The following is a 23,759-nucleotide window of genomic DNA, read 5'->3' as shown; positions in this document are numbered from 1 at the left end:
GAGCTTGACTGCTCGGATACGGTCTTCGTAGGAATACATGGACTAGCTCCCAAATAGTCCAAGAATTCCGCCGCACCCCCAAAGCGGACATTTCAATCTAGCCACTACAACCAAAATTATCGATAATCTTGATTATGTCAAATCACTTTGGGATGCATATTTGCACCCACCCTGATCACGCTCGTCGCCGAGACAGCGCCGGACGTGACCATTTCCTTGATCGACGTCGGCCCGGTCATCCAACGCATAAAGCACGCGAGGCAGCAACCCGAATGTTTCAGATATATCCACTTCAACCCGGATTGTTTCAAATCATATTGAATTAACCTTCTTGAAATTCCTTGTCAGCCGCCATTCCATTTCCTATAAATCACTAGTGCCAAAACGATCGGTAATAAAAAAGATACGCAAGACCTTTTATTCTTCGACGGGAATCACATAACCAACCCGAAAAATAAAAATCGGTAAAATTTTTCACGGACAGCACATTTCACGCCTTCCGGTTTCCGGTAAACCATTAAAAACAAATGGAATACCGGGCATTCGACGAACCAACGTTCCGGCATGTTCCGGCCTACGCGGCGGCGTCAAGCCTGGGCACTATCGCGGCCGATCTGCGATCGCCCGACCGGATCGAAGAACGACGGAATTCGCCGGCATCGCGGCCTTTGACGATGCCGGTGCTCCACGCGTCCTAAGCGCATGAGACTGTTATTCAAAGGCACGGGGAAACATCCAACCTCTTCAAGGTCAAGGTGAAAAAAATGAATCTCAATCCGATTGAAAACAAGCCACACGGGACCTTTGCCGAATTCGCCAACACCGCGCCATTTTCCGCCGACATAGTCAACAAGTTCAAAATGGCGCTCTATCACGACGGCGTCCAGCTGGGTTGGCTTGGCCAAAACGACGGCGAATGGGCTCTTCTCGTCGATTCCGCCGCGAAAGCGCTAACGCTGGAACAGTATCCCTACAACGGCACGACGTATTACCGGATCCAGGGCACCACTCGATATCTGTCCGTCAGCAACAACGCGTACGTCGGGTTCTATAACTGGATAGGCGCACGCGGATGGACCCGCCAGGGCTCGATTTTGATTTCCGATTTCAATCACCAGAAGCTGTCGCTCTATTCCAAAGACAATGCGTATCTGTATGCGTGGGATGCGTACACCGTGCTCGACGTGAGCTTCGACGCGCAATAGCGCTCGGCGACTCGCCTACCGGATCGGTTCCCGGCTTCCGCTATTCAAGGAACGGGTGCCACCCGGTCAACCAACCCGGGCGGGATGCCTGCCGGGCTGAGCCCTTCACCTTCATCCCACCGGCAACAAAAGGGGAAGCACGATGACCTTCAAGATTCTCAGTTGCGATGGCGGCGGTATCAGGGGATTGATTACCGCCCTGCTCATCCAGGACCTCGATCGGCGCAGCCGGATCATCGAGAGAGCGGACGGCTTTGCCGGCACCTCCACGGGTGGCCTGATCGCCCTGGGGCTGGCGCGCGGCGCGTCCATTTCCGAAATCGTCGATATCTACAGGACGAAGGGTCCGGTGATCTTTCGGAAAAACCCGTCGTGGCTGGCTCAAAAGCAAGCACTCGAACAAGCTGCCGACCTGGCGGGACCCGGCTTGATCGACTGCCAGTATCTCAACACCGGGCTGCAGGAAATCGCCAGATCGCTGCTCGGCAACAGCAGGCTGACCGATCTGTCGCGCTTCGTCACGATCAATTCGGCGCGCCTGTGGGATCCGCAGACCAAGAGCTGGGCTCCATGTACCTTCTCCAACGGGAATGGCAACGCCTATCGCAACATCGGCGGCGTCGACGCCGCACTCGCGACATCGGCCGCGCCGACGTATTTCCCGCCTTACGAAATCGCCGGGCTCGGCTATTTCGCCGATGGCGGCGTATTTGCAAACAATCCTTCCATCTCCGCCATCGCCGAAGTGCTGGCCAGCGGCCGCACAAGCAATCTGGACGATGTGCGCCTGCTGTCCCTCGGCACCGGAACCAGCCCCGAGGGCATTCCCCCGAACGTGGTCGGCAATCCGTTGACCTGGGGCGTTTGGCCTTGGCTGCGGCCGTTCGAATACGCGGGCGTGCCGACAGCGGCCCTACTCGGGATGACGATGGATACGACAGCGACGATCGCGGCACGACAGGCCGAGCAGATACTGAATACGCACTACCGGCGGGGCAATTTCGTTCTCGGTCAATCGATCGGGCTGGACGACTGGCAAAAGGTGCCGGAGCTGGAGCAGGAAACCCTGGCGTACATGAAATCCGCCGAGTGGCAACAAGTCTGCCAGTGGGTCGAGCAATACTGGCGCTGATCGCGCAACGATCGCCGCACTACCGGAGCGCGGCCGCCGCCGCGCTCGCTCACTCCCGAACCGTCTCCACCTGACGCGCATCGTGCGTGGCGGTCCCCACGCGCCGACCACGCCGGCCCACCGACGCCACGACCCGAAACGCCACCGGCGCGAACACGAGCCCGAACACCGTCGCCGCCAGCACGCCCCCGAACGCGCCCGTGCCGATCGAACGCCGGCTTTCCGCGCCCGCGCCCGTCGCCAGCACGAGCGGCACGACCCCGAGCAGGAACGCCATCGACGTCATCACGATCGGCCGGAAGCGCGCCGCGGCCGCATCGACCACCGCCTGCCGCAGCGGCACGCCGCGCCCGGCCAGGTCACGCGCGTACTGCACGATCAGGATCGCGTTCTTCGCCGCCAGCCCGACCACGGTGATCATCCCGACCTTGAAATACACGTCGTTCGGCATGCCGCGCGCGAGCGCCGCCGCGATCGCACCGATCATGCCGAGCGGCACGATCGTCAGCACGGACAGCGGAATCGTCCAGCTTTCGTACAGCGCGGCCAGCGCCATGAAAACCGCGAGCACGGACAACCCGACGAGCAGCGGCGTCTGCCGCGCGGCGATCTGCTCCTCGCGCGCCGCATCGACCCAGTCGAAGCCGATCCCGGCCGGAAGCGCACCGGCCAGCCGCTCCATCTCCGCCATCGCCGCGCCCGAACTCGTGCCGGTCGCCGCCCGGCCACTGATGTCGAGCGACGGATAACCGTTGTACCGGTTCAGCATCACCGGCCCGATCGTCCAGTGCGGCGCGGCAATGGCCGACAGCGGCACCATGTCGCCGGTGCGGTTCGGCACGGTCAGCGCCATCAGCTGCGTATCGGTCGCACGAGCTTCCGGATCGGCCTCGATGATCACCCGCCGCATCCGGCCCGATGCCGGAAAGTCGTTGATGTAGTTCGAGCCGAACGTGCCGCCCAGCAGCCCCGCGATCCGCTCGAACGGCACGCCGAGCGCATATGCCTTCGCGCGATCGACATCGAGCTCGATGCGCGGCGCGTCCGGCAGGTCCTCGAAATGCACGGCGGACAGCAACGGATCGGCCTTCGCGCGCTCGGCAAGCTGCTCGCGGGCCGCCTTCAACGCGTCGAGCCCGCCCCCGCCGCGATCCTCGAGCCGGAACGTGAAGCCGTCCGAATGCCCGATGCCGCGCACCGAAGGCGGCAGCGCCGCTTCGACATCGCCGTCGAGGATCGCGCCGAAACGCGCGTTGAGCCGGTCGCGCAACGCCGTCGCGTCGACGTCGCGCTTCGCCCAGTCCTTCAGTTCCACGAACGCCATCCCGACGTTCTGCCCGCTGCCCACGAAACTCCAGCCGATCACGCTCGTCACGTTCGCGATCGCCGGCTCCCCGTGCAGGATGGCCTCCACACGCTCGACGACCGCGAGCGTGCGCGCCTGCGTGGCGCCCGCCGGCAACTGAATCATCACCTGTAGTTGGCCCTGGTCCTCGGTCGGCAGGAAGCCGCCCGGCATCATCCAGTACAGCAGCCCGCATCCGATCACGAGCGCCGCATAGACGGCCACGACCACGCCGGTGCGGCGCACGGCAAACACGGCGACGCGGCGATAACCGGTTTCGGCACGCGCGAAGGCCGCACCGAACCGGTCGGCCAGGCGCGCGCCGATACCGCGTCGCCGCGCACGGCCGGCGCCGCCATCGTGTCGCGCGACCGGCTTCAGCAGGTTCGCGCACAGCGCAGGCGTGAGCGACAGCGCCATGAACGACGACACCAGCATCGACGCGATCATCGCGACCGCGAACTGCCGGTAGATGCCGCCCACGCTGCCCGGAAAAAACGCCATCGGCACGAACACGGCGGTCAGCACCGCGGTCACGCCGACGATCGCCCCGCCGATCCGCTTCATGGCCCGGCGCGTGGCGTCACGCGGCGGCACGCCCTCCTCCATCACACGGTGCACGCTCTCGACGACGACGATCGCATCGTCGACCAGGATGCCGATCGCCAGCACGAGGCCGAACATCGTGAACACGTTGATCGACAGCCCGAACGCCCACATCGCGACGAACGCGCCCATCAGCGTGACCGGAATCACGACGGTCGGCACCAACGTGTAGCGCAGGTCGCGCAGGAACAGCCACATCACGCAGAACACCAGCACGACGGCCTCGACGAGCGTCAGCACGACTTCGTGGATCGCGATCTTGACGAAGTGCGCGCCGTCGAACGGAATCTCGACCGCCACGCCCGGCGGCAGCGTCCGCGACAGCTCGGCGAGCCGCGCGCGGATCGCATTCGACGTTTCGAGCGCATTACCGCGCGGGCCGAGCTGGATGCCGACCGTCGCGGCTGGCCGGCCGTTCAGCCGCGAATAGAACGAATAGTCGTCGCGGCCGATCTCGACGCGCGCGACGTCGGCCACGCGCACCACCGAGCCGTCCTGTTTCGACTTCAGCACGATCCGGCCGAACTCCTCGGGCGACGTAAGCTGGCCCTTGACCACGACTGTCGCGGTGAGCTGCTGGCCGTGCACGAACGGCGCGTCGCCGATCGCGCCGGCCGTGACCGTCGCGTTCTGCGCGCTGATCGCCGCGATCACGTCATCGGCGCCGAGAGCGTACTCGCGCAACTTGACCGGATCGAGCCAGACCCGCAGCGCCTCATCGGCATCCCACAGCTCGGCCGCACCGACACCCGGCGCACGCTTGAGCTCACGCAGCACGTAACGGTTCAGGTAATCGCCGAGCTGTGCGGAATCGCGCGTGCCGTCGGTCGACGTCAGCGTGACGAGCATCAGGAACGTGTTCGCCGCCTTGAACACGCCGATCCCCTGCTGGACGACCTGCTGCGGCAGCCGCGGCTCGACCTGCTTCAACCGGTTGTTGACGTCGACGAGCGCGATGTCGGGATCGGTGCCCGGCGAAAACGTCACGTCGATCTCGAGGTTGCCGTGGCCGTCGCTGCTCGTCTCGTAGTACAGCAGCCCGTCGGCGCCGTCGAGGCTTTCCTCGATGATGCTGCCGACGTCGGCATCGACCGTCTCGGTCGACGCGCCCGGGTAGGATGCGGTGATCACGACCCGCGGCGGCGCCAGGCGCGGATACTGGGCGATCGGCAACTGCGGAATGGCCAGCACGCCCGCGACGACGATCGCGAGCGCGACGATCCACGCGAATACCGGACGGTCGATGAAGAATGACGGCATCGGCGAGTGTCGGCGAACGCGCTACAGCGTGAGCTCGAACGAACGCGCGAGCAGCCCCGGCAACTGCGCGCCTCCGGTGGCCCGCTCGCCGTACGTGTCGTCGTTCGCGAGCAGCGCCGGCGCCGCGCCAAGCTGCTCGAGCGCCGACCCGAACAGCCGGTAGAAGCTGTCGTCGAACCGCATCGCGTCGACCGGCGCGACGATGCGCCCGCCTTCGACCCAGAACGTCGCGAAACGCGTCATCCCCGTCATCCGGCAAGCGATCGGGTCCGAGAAGTTCAGGTACCAGAGGTTGCCGACGTAGAGCCCCGTGTCGAGCGCGGCCAGCACGTCGGCATCGGCGAGCGTGCCGCCCGCGATCGTCAGCGACTGCGGCGATTCGGCGTTGTCCGCGCCGTTCGGCGTACGCCCGTGCTCGCGCGCGGTGCGTGCGCACACGAGCTGCCCGGCGCCCCGCCCTTCGACGACGAGCGGCACGCTGTCGCGCCGGTAGCCGTCCGCGTTGAACGCCGGCGCGATGCCCAGCGAGAAATCCTCGGTGATCGACACGCGCGGATCGAGCGCGACCTCGCCGGCGTACAGGCGATGCAGCGGGCTGCGGGCGCTCGCCACGGCGCGCGCCGAGAAGCCGCTCCAGCCGAGCAGGCTCGTCATCTCGAGAATGGCGTCCGGTGTGAAATACGCGCGATAGCGCCCGGGGGCAAGCGCCTTCGGCGTACGGCCGAGCACGGGCAGCCGAGCAGCGGCCGCGTCGACCTTGGCCGCGAACACTTCATCGCGCCAGTCGTCGCCCGCATGGACGGTCTTGATCGCGCGGCCGCTCGGGTCGTACAACGACCAGCTGAAGTTGAAATTCTCGACCTCGTACCAACCGCGGCTACCGGTCGACGATGCGAAGCCGCGCGCCAGCGTGCCGCCCGCGTAAAAGCCGACGAAGTCGAGCCCGCGCGCGCATTCGGCCACGATTCGCGCGAGCCCGTCCGCATCCGGCAGGCGGCCGGTGCGGCGCGTTTCCTGCACCCATGACGAGGTATCGAACAGCAGGTGCGGGTCGTCCTGCGCATCGCGCAGGCCGTCGCGCAACACGGCAACCGCGTCCGCCAGTTCGCGCAGGTCGGCCGCCGGATCGCCGCAGACGGTCAGCGTCGAGTGCGCCTGCCGCGCCCCGTCGACGAGCCGCACGGACAGCCGCCCCTGCGTGACGCGCCCGGTCTGGCGAATCCTGCCGCCATTGAAGCGGATGAAGTCGGACGTTTCGCCGGAGAAGCCGAGCAGCACGGTTTCGGCCGGCGTCGTCAGCCGTTGCGCGTCCTCGGCGAGCCGCGTGAAATACGCGTACCAGTCGATTCCGCCACGGCGTGCCATCGAATCGAATCCCGTCATCACGCGCCTCCGAATACGTCGACGCCGGCGAACACGCAGGCCGGCGCGGCGTGGCCGACCCGGATGATCTGCGCAGGCTCGCCCTTCCCGCAGTACGGCGTGCCGTAGATGCCGAACGTGCTCGCATCGCCGACCGCGCGCAGGCTGCGCCAGAACTGGGCGGAGATGCCGCGGTAGTTCGGGCGCTTGACGACCTGCGTGAGCCGGCCGTTCTCGATCAGTTGCCCGAATTCGCAGCCGAACTGGAATTTGTTGCGGTGGTCGTCGATCGACCAGGACGTGTTGGTCCGCATCAGGATCCCGTGCTCGGTGCCCGCGATCAGCGCATCGAGCGACTGGTCGCCGGGTTCGACGTTCAGGTTCGCCATCCGGTCGATCGGCGCGCGGTTCCAGCTCGACGCGCGCGAGTTGGCCACGCCCGGCAGGCCCGCACGCTGCTGCGACAGCGCCCCGCCGAGCAGCCGTTCGAGCACGCCGTTGCGGATCAGGGTCTGCTTGCGCGCCGGCGTGCCGTCGTCGTCGAACGCGTAGGACGCGGCTTCGGCCGCAGGCTCCGGATCGAACGTGACGTTCAGCAACGGCGAGCCGTATTGATAGTGGCCGACCATCTCCGGCCTGACGAAGCTCGATCCGGCGAAGTTGCGTTCGTCGCCGAGAATCCGGTCGAGCTCGAGCGGATGGCCGATCGACTCGTGGATCTGCAGCATCATCTGGTCCGGCATCAGCAGCAGGTCGCGCCGGCCGGTCGGACAGTTCGGCGCGGCGAGCAACTGCAGCGCCTCGTCGGCAACACGAACGCCGGCGCCGTCGAAGCCGTAGCGCGCCAGCACGTCGATGCCGCCCTGCGCGAGCGTGCCCGACTGACCGAGCGAGCGCGTCTGCGTGTCGCCGTCGCCATGGGCAACCGCTTGCAACTCGGGCATCAGGAAGCGGAAGCGCTGGTCGATCCGCACGCCGTCGCTCGTCACGTAGCACTGCTCGGTGTGCACGATCATCACGCTCGCCGCGCGCTCGACGATGCGCGCGCCGAGGTTCGCCGCCGCGCATTCGTGCGCGAGACGCTCGATCCATTCCGCGCGCGACGGCAGCGCCGCGTCGACATCCGGCGACGCATACGTGCCGCTCGCCTGCGGGCGCGCAGCCTGACGATGATCGACCAGCGCCCACGGCGCGCTGGCCCGCGCCCGCGCGGTGGCGATGTCGAGCGCCGCCTGCAGCCCGGCCGCGGACAGGTCGGGCGTCGCCGCATAGCCCGCGCCGGTGCCGGCCCAGGCCGTCAGCATCGCGCCGCGCTCGCGCGTACGAGAAAACGGCTGCGCGACGTCGTTGCGCACCGCGTGTTCGTCGATCGTCTCGTCGACGATGCGCAGCGACCAGAAATCGGCGTCGCTGCGCAACGCCTGCGCCGCCTGCACGGCTCGGGCGCCCGGCGCCCGGTTCTCGTCAATCATCGGTTCTCTCTTGCCTCTGCTGCGGGCCACGCTCGGGCGCCAGCATGGACGACGCGAGCAACGCCCGCGTATACGGATGGGACGGCGCGTGCAGCACGTCGAGCGTCTCGCCCGCCTCGACCACGCGCCCCGCCTTCATCACGACGACCCGGTGGGCCATCGCGCGCATCACCGCCAGATCGTGCGTGATGAACAGGTAGCTGAGTTTGTACTTCTTTTGGAGATTCGTCAGCAGATTCAGCACCTGCTTCTGGATCGACACGTCGAGCGCGCTCGTCGGCTCGTCGAGCACCAGCAGCTCCGGCTCCACCGCCAGCGCCCGCGCGATCGCGATCCGCTGCCGCTGCCCGCCGGAAAACTCGTGCGGATAGCGCAGCATCGCCTCGGCCGGCAGGCCGACCTCCTGCAGCAGCGCGGCGATCCGCGCCCGCCGCGCGTCGCCGGCCACCTGCGGCCGGTGCACGCCCAGCCCTTCGCCGACGATCTGCTCGACCGTCATGCGCGGCGACAGCGAGCCGAACGGATCCTGGAACACCACCTGCATGCGCCCGTACAGCGCGCGCCGGCCCTGCGTCGTGCGCAGCGACGCCAGCGGCATGCCGTCGATCTCGATCCCGCCCGACGCCGGCCGCTGCAGACCGAGCACGGCGGCCGCAAGCGTCGATTTCCCCGAGCCCGACTCGCCGACGATCCCGAGCGTTTCGCCGCGCTTCAGGCTCAGCTGCACGTCGTGCACGGCGCGGAACGTCGTCTTGCCGAGCACCGAGCGCCAGCCCTTTGCCGCGATCCGGTAGTCGACGGCGAGATGCCGCACGTCGAGGATCGTCTGCGCGCCGGCGGCGACCGGCTCGAGCGCCCGTTGCGGCGCGCTGTCGAGCAGCCGGCGCGTATACGGATGCTGCGGCGCCGCGAACAGCTCGGCGGTCGTGTTGGTCTCCACCAGCACGCCCTTCTCCATCACGGCCACGCGCTGCGCGAAGCGCCGCACGAGGTTCAGGTCGTGCGTGATCAGCAGCACCGCCATCCCGCGCGCGGCGGCCTCCTGCTCCTGCAGTTCGATCAGCAGGTCGACGATCTGCTGGCGCACCGTCACGTCGAGCGCGGTGGTCGGCTCGTCCGCCAGCAGCAAGCGCGGCCGGCACGCCAGCGCCATCGCGATCATCGCGCGTTGCCGCTGCCCGCCCGACAGCTGGTGCGGAAAGCTGTCGATGCGCCGCTCCGGCTCCGGAATCCCGGTGCGCCGCAGCAGCGCGATCCCGCGCTCGCGCGCGTCGCCCGGGCGCAGCCCTTCGTGCAGCCGCAGGCTCTCGGCGATCTGCTTGCCGATCGTATACAGCGGATTGAGCGCCGTCATCGGCTCCTGGAACACCATCGCGATATCGGCGCCGCGAATCCCGCGCATCTGCTGCTCGGTCTTCGCGAGCAGATCCTCGCCGTCGAACAGCATCCGCCCCGACAGCGTCGCCTGCTGCGAGAGCCGCAGGATCGCCAGCGCAGTCACGCTCTTTCCCGACCCCGACTCGCCGACGAGCGCCACGCGCTCGCCGCGGCCGATCGACAGGCTCAGGTCCTGGACGGCCGCGTTCGCGCCGAAATGCGCGGAAAACCCGTCGATCTGCAGCAACGGTCGCGTCATCACCGCCCTCCGCCGAATGCCGAGCCGCGCGTGCGCGTGTCGAGCGCGTTGCGCAGCGCATCGCCCATGAAGGTGAGCAGCAGCAACGTCACCACCAGCGCCGCGAACGCCGCGATCGAGATCCACCACGCATCCAGGTTGTTCTTGCCCTCCTGCAGCAGCTCGCCGAGGCTCGGCGTCGGCGGCGGCACGCCGAGGCCCAGGAAGTCGAGGCTCGTCAGCGACAGGATCGCCGCGCTCATCCGGAACGGCAGGAACGTGATCACCGGCGTGAGGCTGTTCGGCAGCACGTGGCGCCACATGATCTGCGCATTGCTCAGCCCCATCGTGCGCGCGGCCTTCACGTAGTCGAGCGCGCGATTGCGCAGGAATTCGGCGCGCACGTAGTCGGACAGCACGAGCCAGCCGAACATCGACAGCAGGATGAACAGCAGCCACAGCGACGGCGTGAAGATCGACGCGAAGATGATCAGCAAGTACAGGTCGGGCAACGCGCTCCAGATCTCGATCAGGCGCTGCCCGACCAGGTCGGTGCGGCCGCCGTAGAAGCCTTGCAACGCGCCGGTCACCACGCCCACCAGCACGCCCGACACGGTCAGCGCGAACGCCATCAGCACCGACAGCCGGAACCCGTACAGCAGCCGCGCGAGCACGTCGCGGCCGAACTGGTCGGTGCCGAGCCAGTTGCTCGACGACGGCGGCGCCGGATACGGCCGCGACGCGAAATAGTCGATCGTGTCGTAGCGATAGCGGTTCGGCGGATAGATCGCGAAATTGCCGTGCGACTCGAGCTTCGTGCGGATATACGGATCGAGATAGTTCGTCATCGCGGGAAAGTCGCCGCCGAACAGGGTTTCCGGATAGTCCTTCACGATCGGGAAGTAATAGTGCCCGTCGTAGCGCACGATCAGCGGCCGGTCGTTCGACAGCAGGTCCGCGCCGAGGCTGAGCGCGAACAGCACGGTGAAGATCACGAGGCTCCAGTACCCGAGCGGCTGCGCGCGAAAGCGCAGCCACGTGCGCCGCCACGGCGACGGCGAGGCCGCGCACGCGACGCACGCGGGGTCAGTGGTCCAGGCGGTTGAACTGGATGCGGGGGTCGACGAGGACATAGCAGATATCCGCGATGAGTTTGGTCAGCAGGCCGATCAGCGTGAACAGGAACAGCGAGCCGAGCACGACCGGATAGTCGCGGCGGATCACCGAGTCGTACGACAGTTGCCCCATGCCGTCGAGCGAGAACAGCGTCTCGATCAGCAGGTTGCCGTTCAGGAAGGCGCCGACGAACGCGGCTGGCAGCCCGGTGAGCAACGGGATCGCCGCGTTGCGCAGCACGTGCTTCCACAGCACGTCGCGCTCCGGCGCGCCCTTCGCGCGCGCGGTCAGCACGTACTGCCGGCCGATTTCCTCGAGGAACGTGTTCTTGGTCAGGATCGTGACGATCGCGAAGTTGCCGACGACCGACGCGGTCACCGGCATCACGATGTGCCACAGGTAGTCGAGCGCCTTGCCGATCAGCGTCAGGTCGTCGAAGTTGTCGGACGTGAGCCCGCGCATCGGGAACACCTGCCAGAACGTGCCGCCGCCGAACAGCATCAGCAGCAGCACGCCGAGCACGAAGCCCGGCACCGCGTAGCCGGCCAGCACCAGCACGCTCGTCACGGTGTCGAACCGCGACCCGTTGCGCACCGCCTTCGCGATGCCGAGCGGCACCGACACCAGGTACGTGAGAATCACCGTCCACATCCCGAGCGTGATCGACACCGGCAGCTTCGAACGGATCACCGCCCACACGCTGCGATGCGCGAAATAGGACTGGCCGAGGTCGAACGTCGCATAGCTTTTCAGCATCAGCACGTAGCGCTCGAGCGGCGGCTTGTCGAAGCCGAACTGCTTGCGGATCTGCTCGATCTGCTGCGGATCGACGCCCTGGCTGCCGTGATAGCCGCCGCCTGCGCCGCCCGCCTCCCCGCCGCGCGCGCTGCCGTGGCGCAACTGCGCGAGCACCTGTTCGACCGGGCCGCCCGGCACGAACTGCGTCACCGCGAACGTGATCGTCACCACCCCGATCAGCGTCGGGATCATCAGCAGCAAGCGCCTGAGTATGTATGCCAGCATCGTCGTTCCTCCGTCAGGCGGCCGGCGCGGGTTTCGCCGCCGGCTGCTTCACGTACCAGTAGTCGATGATCCAGTCCTCGTACTGATAGGAATCCGGCACGATCGCCGGGTGGCCGAGCGTCGCCTTGTACGCGATCCGCGCGTTCGGCAGGTAGTACTGCGGGATCAGCGCGTACAGGTTGATCAGCACGCGGTCGAGCGCGTGCGTGGCCGTCTCGAGATCGTCGAGCGTGTCGGCCGCGAGCGCCGCGCGGATCAGCGCATCGACGGCCTTCGACTTCACGCCCGGATAGTTCTCGGAGCCGGGCTGCGACGCGGCAGCGCTGCCGAAGCGGCGCGTCAGCTCCGCCCCCGGAATCGTCACGGGCAGGTAGATGTACGTCGTCATGTCGTACTCGAAGTTGTCGAGGCGCTTCAGGTAGACCGCGCTGTCGATCTCGCGCAGGTACGCGTGGATGCCGAGCATCGCGAGCGCCTGCGTGTACGGCAGGATCAGGCGGTCCATGCCGGGCTGGTCGTCGATGATCTCGATCGTCATCGGCGTGCCGTTCGCGTCGCGCAGCGCGCCGTCGCGGTAATGCCAGCCGGCCTGCGCGAGCAGGTCGCGCGCTTGCTTCAGGTTCGCACGCAGCGAGTTCGGCGGCAGCGTCGACGGCTGCTGGACCATCGGGCCGAACACCTCCGGCGGCAGCGTCGAGCGGAACGGCTCGAGCAGCGCGAGCTCCTTCTCGCTCGGCATGCCGGATGCCGCGAACGGGCTCGCTTCCCAGAAGCTGTTGGTCCGGCGGTATTGCCCGTAGAACATCATCCGGCTCATCCAGTCGAAATCGAACGCCAGCGCGAGCGCGTGCCGCACCCGCACGTCCTGGAACATCGGCTTGCGCATGTTCATCAGGAAGCCCTGCATCTGTGCGGGGCCGTCGGGAAACTCGCCGCGCTTGAGCATGCCGTTGCGGAAGTTCTTGCCGACATATTTGCGCGCCCACTGCGTCGCGCTGTATTCCATGCGCGCGTCGATGTCGCCGGCCTTGAACGCTTCGAGCGCCGTGTACTGGTCCAGGTACAGCTTGAACGACACGTGCGCGAAGCGGAACATGCCGCGTCGCGACGGCAGGTTCGCCGCCCAGTAATGCGGGTTGCGCACGTAGCTGATCTGCTTGTCGTTCTTGCGCTGGTCGATCAGGTACGCCCCGCTCGCGATCGGCGGCACGTTCGCGATCTGGTCGAACGGCGGTCGCGTGCCGTCCGCGCGCTGCCCCCATTTCGGCGAGAACACGGGCAGGTCGCCCGCGATCAACGCGGCGTCGCGCTCCGCGTGCTTGAACTCGAAGCGCACCGTGTGGCCGTCGACCACCACCGCGCGCTTGATGATCGCGAACTGCGCGTTGTACAGCGGTGACGCCTGCGGGCTCGTCAGCGTGTCGAACGAATACTTGACGTCGGCCGCGGTGATCGGGTCGCCGTTCGAGAAGCGTGCGGCCGGGTTGATGTGAAACGTCGCCGACAGCCCGTCGGGCGCGACTTCGACGTCGTCGGCAATCAGCGCATATTCGGAAGCGAGCTCGTCCCAGCTGCGCTGCATCAGCGTGTCGAACATCAGGTTCTTGATGTCCGGTGCGGGTGCGCCGCGCACGAGGAACGGGTTCAGCGAGTCGTAGCTCTGCGATTCGTCGTAGTTTTCGAACTGGAGCGTGCCGCTGTCCGGCGCATCCGCATTCGCGTAGTCGAAATGCGTGAAGCCCGGCGGATATTTCGGATGGTCGTATTGCGAGATCGCCGGCACGGCGAACGCGGCCTGCGGCATGACGCTGCCCGACACGAGCCACGCGGCGCACGCGAGCAGCGCGGCGCGCATGGCGGTGCGCATCCGCCCGTGCGTGCGCGTCAGGTGCGAGTGGCGCGGCACGCGTGCCCGTCGCCCATTCAACAGTCTCATGGTCGGTCTGTCCGGAAGCGTGCGGGCGCGATGCCTGCGCGCGGTCGATGTCGATGCCCGTGCCGGACGCCGCATGCCGGCCGCGTCCCGCTGATTTTTCATGCTGCTCACGATCGGATGCGTTGCGCCGTCTTGGCGCCAGGCGAAAAAAGGCCGCTCCGAAAAGGGGGTAGTGGACGTGGAGCGGCCGGTCTAAAGCCTGTCACTGCATCGCGGTTTCCATCAGAACTTGTACGTCGCGCCGATCTGCGCGAACCGGCCGATATACGAATACACCGACGTGTCGTACCCGCTCTGGCTCAGCGTGCCGTTTGCGAAGATCGGGTCGAACGGCGGCGTGCGGTTGAAGACGTTGTCGATGCCGCCGTAGATCGTCCAGTTCTTGAAGCCCGTGTACGTCACCATCAGGTTGAACTGGCTGTATGAACCGACCTTGCTCGGCGCGGGCATCAGGTTCTGCGCGTACGGGCCCGTGAACTGCCACGTCAGCGCCGCATCGAACTTCCGGTAGTTCCAGTCCAGCGTCGTGTTGCCGCGCCAGCGCGGGAAGCTGCCGCCGAACGGCTGCGTGATCGTGAAGTTGTTGCCTGCGCCGTTGACCGGCGCGGCGCCCGGGAAGCCGATCTTGTAGCTGTTGACGTAAGCCCAGTCGCCCGACAGCGTGACGATGCCCCAGTTCTTGATCGGCAGGCCCTGACGGAACGTGCCTTCGAAGCCGTTCGTGTCGAGGTAGCCGAGGTTCTGGTACGGGATCACCTTGTACAGCAGCTGCCCCGTCGTCGGGTCGGTGACGATCTGCGACGGCGCGCCCTGCCCGATCACATTGTCGATGCGGATCTTGTACCAGTCGAAGCCGAGGTCGGTGTAACGGCTCGGCGAGACCTGGAAGCCGATGTTCAGGTTGCGCGTGCGTTCCGGCGCGAGGTTCGGGTTGCCGACGGTGATCGACGTGTAGTTCTGGCCGGTGGTCGGATCGACCTGGATGCCGAGCGTCTGCGACTTGCTGTCCTCGACGAAGGTCGGCGCGCGGAAGCCGCGGTTGTACGACGTATACAGCGTGAGCGCCTTGATCGGCTGGTAGCGCAACGCGAAGCGCGGCGAGAAGGCGCCGCCCACGTCCGAGTAGTGGTCGTAGCGGCCTGCCTGACTGAACGTCAGGTTCTCGATGATCGGCACGTTGATCTGGTAGTAGACCGCCGCGACGTTGCGCGCACCGTTCACCGTTTCCAGATCCGGCGAGATGACGGCGCCGGTCAGGTATTCGGCGCCCGGCGTCAGCGTTTCGCTCTGGTGCGTGAACTGCGCGCCGAAACCGATGCCGACGTCGCCCGCCGGCAGGTGGAACAGGTTCGGCGTCGACACCGTCGCGTCGATCGTGTCGAGCTTCGAGATGCCGAGGTTGTTGGCGTTCTGGTACAGCCCGTTGAACGCGTTGGGTGTCGCCGCCGGGTTCGCGAAATTCAGCGTGCCGTTCTGGTAGATGTTGTTCAGCGCGTTGACGTTCAGCTGGTTCGTGTACTCGTTCGACACCGTGCTCTGCGAATGGCTGACCGAAGTCGCCCAGTCCCAGTCACCGTACGGCAGCGTAAACGACCCCTTGATGCCGGCCGCCGCGCGCCAGTAGTTGGCCCAGGTTTTCTGCGCGACCGTGTTCGGAAACGCGTAGGTGAGCGGCGTGGCCGCGCCCGTCGTGTTGTACGGGTTGCTGGTCGGTACCGTGAAATTGAACGGCGACAGCAGCTTCGTCTGCGGATTCCAGACGAGCGCCGGATTCTGCGAGTTGCCGATCACGTTGTTCCACAGGCCGTCGTTGGTCGTGGTCGTGTTGTAGCTTTCGAGGAAATCCGCGAACGCGGTCGTCTTGTCGTCGATCTTGAAGTCGCCATGGAGCTTCGCGTTCAGGCGTTCCGTCATCGGCAGAATCGACGTGCTTTCGGCCGTGTTGTACGCGCAGACCGTGCCCGGCGACCCGGCCGACAGCGAATTCGACGCGGCCGGATGGACCGAGCCGCCGAACGGGCAGCCCCCGCTCAGCGCCTGCGCGACACCGCCGGGCATGTTCCAGTACGACGGCGCGAGCAGCGAGAGGCCGCCCGGATTCGCGGTGAAGTCCTGGTTGCGCGTCGAGTCGCGATCGGCAAGCGTGAAGCCGTTCGACTTGTAGTAGCTGAGCGCGGCCGTCACGTTGAAGCGGTCGGCGTTCAGGTCGCCGAAGCCGCCGAGCACGCCGAACTTCACCGTACCGTCGCCGTTACCGGCGTTGATCGCGCTGCCGAGGCTGCCGTCGAGCTGCAGGCCGCGGAAATCGTGTTTCGTGATGATGTTGACGACACCGCCGATCGCGTCCGAACCGTACTGCGACACGGCGCCCGTCTTCACGATTTCGATCCGCTCGATGTCGTTGAGCGGAATCGTGTTGAGGTCGAAGAACGAGTCGACGCTGTTCGAGAAGAACGCGTACGGCGCCACGCGCTGGCCGTCGATCATCACGAGCGTGTATTTTTCCGACAGGCCGCGCAGCGCGATGCCCGCCGCGCCGGCCGCGAAGTTGCCGGACTGTCCTTCGCCCCAGCTGTTCGCCGAGTTGGACGCCGCATCGCGCAGGAAGTCGGCAACGGTCACCGCGCCGCTGGCCTGGATTTCCTTCGGCGTGATCGTCTGCACCTGCTGGAAGCCGGTCTTGTCGGCTTGCCGGATCAGCGAACCCGTCACTTCGAACCGCTTGATCTGCGCGACCTTGCCCTGCCCGTTCGCACCGGGTGCGGCGGGTGTCGCCTCGGCTGCCGCGCCGGCCGACGCATCGGGCGCCGCGGGCGCTGCCGCGCCCGGCGTGCCGTCCGCCTGTGCAACGGTCACGGGCGCACCGTTCGCGACCGTATCCGCGATCGCGACGGCGCCCGGCGCCGGCTGGCTCTGGGCGAACGCCGGCGGCGCCAGTGCGGCCGTCAGCGCCAGTTCCGCCCAGACTATCCTCTTGATGGCCAACGCCAAAACTCTCTGCTTCATCTTGTTCCCTCTCGCTCGTAGTAAGACCCCACCTGCTGCGCCGGAACCTTGTGAATTCCTTGCGCGTCCTGGGTGCCCGTGTACCGGAACCCGCGATTGCCACGCCTTCGACTGCCACGACTCGAACGGATCGGCCTCCGGTCACCCGCACCATCCAGCATCACCGTTGTTTTCTATTTTGATTCGTCATACTAATTACCTACATTGAGCGCATTGCCTGCTTCTTCCCGATTCGACGGACAGCGGGTTCTGCACGAGGCGAGCCTGTGTCCGTACCCTCTGCCGTCGATCGGGTATTTCTCCTTCTTGCCGGCCGCCTTCGCTAGAACAGCCTCGGCGTGCCGACCCAGACGATCACCGCCTCTTCGTCGGCCGTGTTGCGCCATGCATGCGGCATCGTCGATTCGTAATGCGCGGTATCGCCCTCGTTCAGCGTGAACGTGCAATCCTCGAGCGTCAGCGCCACCTGCCCGCGCAACACGTAGACGAACTCCTCGCCCGCGTGCGTCGTCATCTCGGACGACAGCTGCCCCGCCGGCATCCGGACGAGAATCGCGTCGAGCTTGCGGCCGTCCACCAGGTTCGTCAGCCTCGCGAACAGGCTGGCCGAGTTCGTGAACTGGAAATACTGCAGCGCGTTGCCGCGGCATACCGAGCGCGCTTCCGTCGGCGTGTCGATGAAGTACTGCATCGTCACACCCAGCGCCTTCGCGATCCGCACCAGCGACGTGATCGACGGCGTCGCTCGCCCGCGTTCGACCTGCGACAGGAACGGCTTCGAAATGCCGGCGATCGTCGACGTTTCGTCGAGCGTGAGTTTCAGGCGCTGGCGCAGCGCCCGGATCTTGTTGCCTAGCGACACGGCGACGAGCACCGACTCATCAGGGGGCAAAACCATGGAAAGACGGACCCTCGCAGTCGAAATCGGTTTGATGTCGTCAAGCCTCGACCGATGCCGTGACGCGACCGGCCCGGCGCGATGCCCCGTTGCACGCTGTCGCGGCGTGCAGGCCACACGCGGTGCGGCGCCGCAGCCGTGTCGCGGAACCATGCGTCCATCGCATATTTCATTTGGCATACTAATCAACAAGGCTGACCCCTTACCATCTGCTGACCTGCCCATCGTGCATCGGCGCCATCGCGGCGGCACACCGCTTGCCGACCACGCCTGCGTTGCGCGCCGTCGTGCGCGTTCGTTGCGCTACCGGGATGCCACGACCGTCCAGAGGCGCGCCAGGTCCGCAGAACCGTCGCTACCCTTGACCGTGCGCAGCACCTGGACCGCACGCGCCTTCTGGCCGGCCACGTAATACGCCTCGCCGAGCCGCAGCCGCGCCGCATCGGGATGCTCGAGCCCTCCCTTCGCGATCGCCTGCTCCATCATCTGCAGCCCCTGCTGGGCATGCCCCGCGAAGACGAGGTTCATGCCCGCGTCGATCGGCGCCGCGGGCGTCGTGGCATCCCCGCCCGATTGCGCGCGTTTTGCGGCGAGCGCCTGCAGCCGCTTCTCGCGATCCGCCTGCGCGTCCTTGCCGAGTACGCCGGATGCGAACCCCTGGTCGATCACCTGCTTGCCCTCGGCGGGCGACCCCGCAACCAGCGCGAGCTGTGTCATCTCCATGTACGCGTTGGCGGTCGCGAGCGAGCCCGTTGCGCGGCGCAACCGGTAGATGTCGAGGTCGAGCGACGGCAGATAGCCGGGGTTGCCGCGAATGGCCGTGACCATTTCGTCCCAATACGCGGGGCTCGGGTGATAAGCCACCAGCAGCCCGAGCGCACCACGATATGCGTTGCCGTCCTTCACTTTCTGCGCACAGGTCGCCAGCATCTGCAGTTGCCCTTCATCCGGTGCGTGTCCGCCATTCGCCTGCGCGTCCGTGCTCGCTTTCAACTGGCTCACGAGCGGCGCGCAATCGTTGGACAGGTAGTAAGACTGCGTGAGCAGCGTGCGCATTTCCGGATCCGAACCACCAGCCTTCAGGTAGCGCTGCGCGACCCGGATCGCCAGCGGGTAGTTCTTCTGCTGGAAGTAGATGCCGGCCAGCGCGGCCGTTGTCCGCTGCTCGTCCTCGCCCGACAGCCGCCCCGAGTTCAACACGCTCTCGTAGGCCTGCGCGGCCGTGCCCGAGTCGCCGGCCGCCATCGCTGCCGCGCCGCGCATCTCCTCCACCATGTAGGTTTCGTACGGCGTCCGGTTCGGCACGGCGGCCGCCTGCGCGATCTTGCCGAGCGCGTCGCGATACTTGTGCGCCCGGTACAGCTCCTGCGCGGCCGCCAACGGTTTCGCCACGTCCGGCCGCAGCGCGTCCGCCGGCAACGCCGGGCGTCCGAGCAGGCCGGCCGCGCCGAGCGCCGTCACCGCCATCATCCGTTTCCATCGTTGCGGGTTCATCGGCTCGTCCGTGTCTTCATTGCATGAACTGTTCGTTACCGATCAGGCCAATCTTGGTCGCGCCCACGCGTTGCGCGGATGCGAGCACGGCGGCCACGTCCTTGTACGGCGCCAGCTTGTTGGGACGCAGGTGGATTTCCGCCTGCACGGGTTCCGCCGCGACCTGGGTCAGTTTCGATTCGAGCGCCGCGCGGTCCGGCACCGGCGCCCCGTTCCAGGTCGTCGTACCGTCGAAGTCGATATCGATCTGCACGATTTCCGGCGGCGTGGCCGGCGGCGGCGGATTACCGACCGGCAGGTCCATCTTCACCGAATGCATCTGAATCGGGATCGTAATGATCAGCATGATCAGCAACACCAGCATCACGTCGATCAGCGGCGTGGTGTTGATATCGACCATCACTTCCGGTTCGGCGTTGCTACCGCCCGAAGGCACATTCATTCCCATCGTCGACTCCTGTCGACCCGCGTTAGCGCTTTAGCGCTTACGCGGGTCCCATGCTTCGCGGTCGACCCGCGTTAGCGCTTCAGCGCTTACGCGGGTCCCATGCTTCGCGGTCGACCAGCGTTAGTGCTTTAGCACTTACGCCGGTCCCATGCTTCGCGGTCGACCAGCGTTAGTGCTTTAGCACTTACGCCGGTCCCATGCTTCGCGGCCGACCAGCGTCAGCGCTTGAGCGTTCACGCAGATCCCATCCTTCGCGGTCAACCGGCGTCAGCGCTCCCCCACTTGCCGCCAGCCCCCATTTCCACCACGATTCCCACACGCGACTATCCACCGCGCGCAGGCGGCTCCGTGATGAACGACAGCTTCGCGATCCCCGCGCGCTCGCACATCGTGACCACCCGGCCGATGAACTCGTAGCGCGTGTTCTGGTCGCCGCGCACGTGGACGCTCGGCTGCGGCTGCTGCTGCGACACGTCCTTCAGCTTCGCGAGCAGCGTCTGTGCATCCACCAGCTGTTCGCCCCAGAAGAAATCGCCGTCCCGGTTCACCGCGATCTCGACGCTTTTCGGCGTCGTCTGCAGCGGCTGCACCGTCTCCTTCGGCAACTGAAGCTGGATCGTGTGCGTCACGACCGGAATCGTGATCAGGAAGATGATCAGCAACACCAGCATCACGTCGACGAGCGGCGTCGTGTTGATGTTGGCGATCACCTCGTCGCTATCGTCCTGCCCGACGTTCATGGCCATCGCGCGTCTCCGTCAGCCGATCAGTTCGCGAGCGACGCAGCTGCCGGCGACGACGACGCGCGTACCGGGCGCCGATTGCCGGCCAGCAGCACCGTGTGCAGTTGCGCGCCGAAGTTGCGGACCCGCTCCATCACCGACTTGTTGCGCCGGACCAGGAAGTTGTAGCCAAGCACCGCCGGCACTGCGACGGCGAGGCCGATCGCGGTCATGATGAGCGCCTCGCCCACCGGGCCGGCGACCTTGTCGATCGACGCCTGGCCGGCGATGCCGATGGCCGTCAGCGCGTGATAGATCCCCCAGACCGTGCCGAACAGCCCGACGAACGGCGCGGTGGAGCCCACCGTGGCCAGGAATGCGAGCCCGTCCTGCATCCGGTTCGACACGTTCGTGATCGAGCGCTCGACCGACACATCGATCCACGTATTGCGGTCCACCGCTTCCAGCAGCGCCTCGTCATGATGCTCGCCGGCCTCGATCGCCGTTTCGGCGATGAAGCGGAACGGCGATGCCTCGTCGAGCAGTTTGGCGCCCTCGGCCAGCGACGGCGCGGACCAGAGCTGCGCGTCCGCCAGCTTCGCGCGGCGATTGGCGCGCAACTGCTCCACGAACTTCGTGATCATGATGTACCAGCTTCCCATCGACATGATCACGAGCAGGATCAGCACGAAACGAGCGACGAAATCGCCGTTCTTCCAGAGCGCGCCGAGCCCGTACGGATTCTCGACCGCTTCCGTCGTGGCCGGCGCGGGCGGCGGAGCCGGCTCGGCGGCGGCCGGAGCCGGGGCCGGTGCAGCCGACGGTGCCGCGACCTGTGCCGATGTGCCGGCCGTGCCGCTAGCCTGCGCGTGGGCGAGTTGCGGTGCAACGAACCCGTCGATTGCCGCGACGGACATCAGGATGCTTGCCGCCAGCGCGGCCAGTGAACGCTTCGTCATACCCCACTCCAGTTATTTCGATGAACTTAATACGTCAGTTCGAGATGGTTTTTCCCGGCCCGGATCTCACCGGGCCGCCCACTGCATCAATTCAGATTGAACGAGAACGGAACCTGGACCCGCACCGACTGGCCCTGCGCGACGCACTTGAATCGTTTCACGGTGTTGTAGGCAGCACGATCGAGGATCGGATCCGCCGACTGCGCCACCCGCTCGTTCGTGATGTTCCCTTCCGCATCCACCACGAATTCGATCGTCACGTCGCCCGTGATGTTGTTTTCCTGCGCCTCCTTCGGATACTGGATCGACGCGCGAAGCGTGTCCGAATTCGGGCAGACCACACCCACGTCATGGCTGACCGGCTTGGCCGGCGCCGGGGGCGCCACGACCGGCGCCTGCACGGCGGGTGCGGACGGTACCGGGGCCGACTGGTGCGTGATCGTCGCCTGCGGCGGCGCCTGCACCGGCACTTCCGGCGGCGGGACGAACGGCGGCGGCGGCGGCGCGAATTTCGGCGGCGGGAGTTTGACCACGGGCATCGGCGGTGGCGGCGGTGGCTTGACCGGCTCGATGATGCGCGTTTCGATCGGATGCTGGATCACCTGCACGACTTTCGTCGCGAGGCCGTTGAGCAGCGCGTAGATCAGCACCGCATGCAGCACCAGGACGATTCCGATGCCGCCGAACCGGCGGACCGGATTCTGTTGCTTCTTGCCGAACTCCCGCGGACGGCCCAGCGTCGCCAGTCCGCTGTTCGACGTAGCCAGATGCTCTTCGACTTTCATGCCCACCATCCATCCCCCAAGCGATTTGCCCAGTTTCGGATTGCTGCCGGCGGCGAAGCCAGGTCGGCATCGCCACCGCATCTACCCGAACATTTCATTTCAAATTCAATTAGCAATCCGAATTGAAAGAATCAAATTGGATTTCCGATTTGTTCTTTTTCAAGGAATCGTTCCGGCCGGCGCGGCCCGGCTTTGCACCGGAAAATCACGCGCCTGCACGTTCAGGCAATTGTCAGCTGAGTGGGTAGCGCCTTGCGTTTCGTCTGACGATTGGTCGTTCGTTACGCGGTGATGTCAATGGCGCCGTTCACTTGGGTGCAGAAGATAGCAAGGAAAAAATTTTGACGTCAAACTTTATTTGATGCCCGAATACAAAGTTTGGAGAGGTTATTCAAATAATATTCCGGTAAGCACAAATCAGCCTTTTATTATTGAAACGGTAATTGAATTGTATGGATATACGCGGAAACGGATATTAAGTTGTTTCAACATAAATGCCGGCGTATTTCCTGCACCGCATCAAAATCAGCCGCCGTGGCGGCGACCGGGACGGTGCCCTCGTCCCCTCGTCGACATCCGCGTCGATCGCGCGATGCGCTGCTCGGCCACCTCGAGCTGGCCGACGCGGCTTCCTCGAAACATCCTGCGCACCATCGATATCCGAATAGTTAATCCGGAATGCGATTCAAATTTCAGGCCTTCATTGCCGCCCCAAAACCGATGCCATCACTTCGCATACCGAATTAACTATCACGCGAAACAGCTACGCCCCCCGGCTCACAACCGTGTCACACACGCATCGACCAGTGCCCTTGCACTGCGCGCGTCAGGCGTGCATGCCCTGCATCTTGTGCGAGAAATGCGCGCGCTCGGCCGTCTCCATCAGCGTCAGGAATTCATCCTGCATCATGTGGATCAGCGCTTCGTGGTCGCCGGCCTCGAAATAGACTTCCGGCTGCTGCGCGAGACGCTCCTCGAGAAACGTTTTCATTCCATACGCCATGCACACCGGCGGCAACGCGCCCATGTCGCAATCCTTGAACAGCTCGCGCAGTTCGACCTCGCGGGCGAGCACGAGATGACGTCCCGTCTTCACCCAGAGATCCGACAGGCGCACGGCGTGCGTGGTCGGCAATACGGCGGCGACGTAGCCTTCGTCGTCTTCGAGGAGCACGGTTTTCGCGAGGCGATCGCCGGGTATGTGCGCGGCGGCGGCCGTCTCCATGCTCGTATGGCTATAGGGGTGGTACACCACTTCGTACCGCGATGACTTCTGACGCAGGCAATCCTGCAGGGTGGCTGACACAGGCATGGCGCACCTCGTCTGGGCGAAACGGGCGAACGGCGTTCGCACCGGATTCGTTCAGCATAGGTC

The 23,759-nt window shown here is 65.8% G+C and carries 17 protein-coding genes; 2 read left to right on the top strand and 15 right to left on the bottom strand.

The annotated features are described in order from the left end of the window. The first annotated feature begins 764 nt into the window (after positions 1 to 764). Both LGN17_RS12910 and LGN17_RS12905 read left to right on the top strand, forming a co-directional pair. Complete coding sequence (locus LGN17_RS12910) at positions 765 to 1,205, top strand: hypothetical protein (RefSeq protein WP_226197144.1); 441 nt, start codon at positions 765 to 767, stop codon at positions 1,203 to 1,205. 142 nt (positions 1,206 to 1,347) lie between these two features. Beyond that, on the top strand, positions 1,348 to 2,337 hold the full coding sequence (locus LGN17_RS12905) for a patatin-like phospholipase family protein (protein WP_226197143.1): 990 nt from the start codon (positions 1,348 to 1,350) through the stop codon (positions 2,335 to 2,337). A gap of 49 nt (positions 2,338 to 2,386) precedes the next feature. Here LGN17_RS12905 and LGN17_RS12900 read toward each other — a convergent pair whose 3' ends face one another. The 15 genes from LGN17_RS12900 to LGN17_RS12830 all read right to left on the bottom strand — a co-directional run bounded on the left by LGN17_RS12900 (position 2,387) and on the right by LGN17_RS12830 (position 23,696). Then, on the bottom strand, positions 2,387 to 5,548 hold the full coding sequence (locus tag LGN17_RS12900; protein WP_226197142.1) for a multidrug efflux RND transporter permease subunit: 3,162 nt from the start codon (positions 5,546 to 5,548) through the stop codon (positions 2,387 to 2,389). Between the two features lie 21 nt (positions 5,549 to 5,569). Further along, the gene (locus LGN17_RS12895; protein WP_226197141.1) at positions 5,570 to 6,931 is read right to left on the bottom strand and encodes a metallopeptidase TldD-related protein; all 1,362 of its coding nucleotides are present in this window, start codon (positions 6,929 to 6,931) and stop codon (positions 5,570 to 5,572) included. Further along, complete coding sequence (locus LGN17_RS12890; protein WP_226197140.1) at positions 6,931 to 8,382, bottom strand: TldD/PmbA family protein; 1,452 nt, start codon at positions 8,380 to 8,382, stop codon at positions 6,931 to 6,933. The genes LGN17_RS12895 and LGN17_RS12890 overlap by 1 nt, the downstream gene beginning before the upstream one ends. After that, a complete protein-coding gene (locus LGN17_RS12885; protein ID WP_226197139.1) occupies positions 8,375 to 10,018 on the bottom strand; it encodes an ABC transporter ATP-binding protein in 1,644 nt (547 codons plus the stop codon). Before LGN17_RS12885 ends, LGN17_RS12890 begins: the two co-directional genes overlap by 8 nt. Further along, positions 10,018 to 11,130, bottom strand: a complete 1,113-nt coding sequence (locus tag LGN17_RS12880) for an ABC transporter permease (protein ID WP_226197138.1) — start codon at positions 11,128 to 11,130, stop codon at positions 10,018 to 10,020. Before LGN17_RS12880 ends, LGN17_RS12885 begins: the two co-directional genes overlap by 1 nt. Continuing rightward, positions 11,084 to 12,136: a microcin C ABC transporter permease YejB gene (locus tag LGN17_RS12875; RefSeq protein WP_175956103.1), complete on the bottom strand. Its 1,053-nt coding sequence runs from the start codon at positions 12,134 to 12,136 to the stop codon at positions 11,084 to 11,086. Before LGN17_RS12875 ends, LGN17_RS12880 begins: the two co-directional genes overlap by 47 nt. Positions 12,137 to 12,149: 13 nt before the next feature. Further along, a complete protein-coding gene (locus LGN17_RS12870; protein WP_226197137.1) occupies positions 12,150 to 14,072 on the bottom strand; it encodes an extracellular solute-binding protein in 1,923 nt (640 codons plus the stop codon). Positions 14,073 to 14,294: 222 nt separating this feature from the next. Beyond that, positions 14,295 to 17,078, bottom strand: coding sequence for a TonB-dependent receptor (locus tag LGN17_RS12865; RefSeq protein ID WP_226197136.1), 2,784 nt, complete (start codon positions 17,076 to 17,078; stop codon positions 14,295 to 14,297). Between the two features lie 322 nt (positions 17,079 to 17,400). Then, the gene (locus LGN17_RS12860; protein ID WP_043182976.1) at positions 17,401 to 17,976 is read right to left on the bottom strand and encodes a helix-turn-helix domain-containing protein; all 576 of its coding nucleotides are present in this window, start codon (positions 17,974 to 17,976) and stop codon (positions 17,401 to 17,403) included. Positions 17,977 to 18,279: 303 nt separating this feature from the next. After that, the gene (locus LGN17_RS12855) at positions 18,280 to 19,470 is read right to left on the bottom strand and encodes a tetratricopeptide repeat protein (RefSeq protein WP_413227022.1); all 1,191 of its coding nucleotides are present in this window, start codon (positions 19,468 to 19,470) and stop codon (positions 18,280 to 18,282) included. A gap of 16 nt (positions 19,471 to 19,486) precedes the next feature. Further along, positions 19,487 to 19,918, bottom strand: coding sequence for an ExbD/TolR family protein (locus LGN17_RS12850; RefSeq protein WP_175971862.1), 432 nt, complete (start codon positions 19,916 to 19,918; stop codon positions 19,487 to 19,489). A gap of 323 nt (positions 19,919 to 20,241) precedes the next feature. Further along, the gene (locus LGN17_RS12845; RefSeq protein WP_175013681.1) at positions 20,242 to 20,664 is read right to left on the bottom strand and encodes an ExbD/TolR family protein; all 423 of its coding nucleotides are present in this window, start codon (positions 20,662 to 20,664) and stop codon (positions 20,242 to 20,244) included. Between the two features lie 20 nt (positions 20,665 to 20,684). Beyond that, positions 20,685 to 21,599, bottom strand: a complete 915-nt coding sequence (locus LGN17_RS12840; RefSeq protein WP_226197135.1) for a MotA/TolQ/ExbB proton channel family protein — start codon at positions 21,597 to 21,599, stop codon at positions 20,685 to 20,687. Positions 21,600 to 21,685: 86 nt separating this feature from the next. Beyond that, positions 21,686 to 22,384, bottom strand: a complete 699-nt coding sequence (locus LGN17_RS12835) for an energy transducer TonB (RefSeq protein WP_011352160.1) — start codon at positions 22,382 to 22,384, stop codon at positions 21,686 to 21,688. An 826-nt stretch (positions 22,385 to 23,210) separates the two neighbouring features. Continuing rightward, positions 23,211 to 23,696, bottom strand: a complete 486-nt coding sequence (locus LGN17_RS12830; protein ID WP_175956115.1) for an aminoacyl-tRNA deacylase — start codon at positions 23,694 to 23,696, stop codon at positions 23,211 to 23,213. Positions 23,697 to 23,759: the final 63 nt, after the last annotated feature.

It is taken from the genome of Burkholderia sp. AU30280 (assembly GCF_020420125.1).
In the GTDB taxonomy this organism is placed as follows: Bacteria; Pseudomonadota; Gammaproteobacteria; order Burkholderiales; family Burkholderiaceae; genus Burkholderia.
The sequence above is the reverse complement of the archived record's forward strand: the minus strand, read 5'-3'. Positions and strand labels throughout refer to the sequence as shown.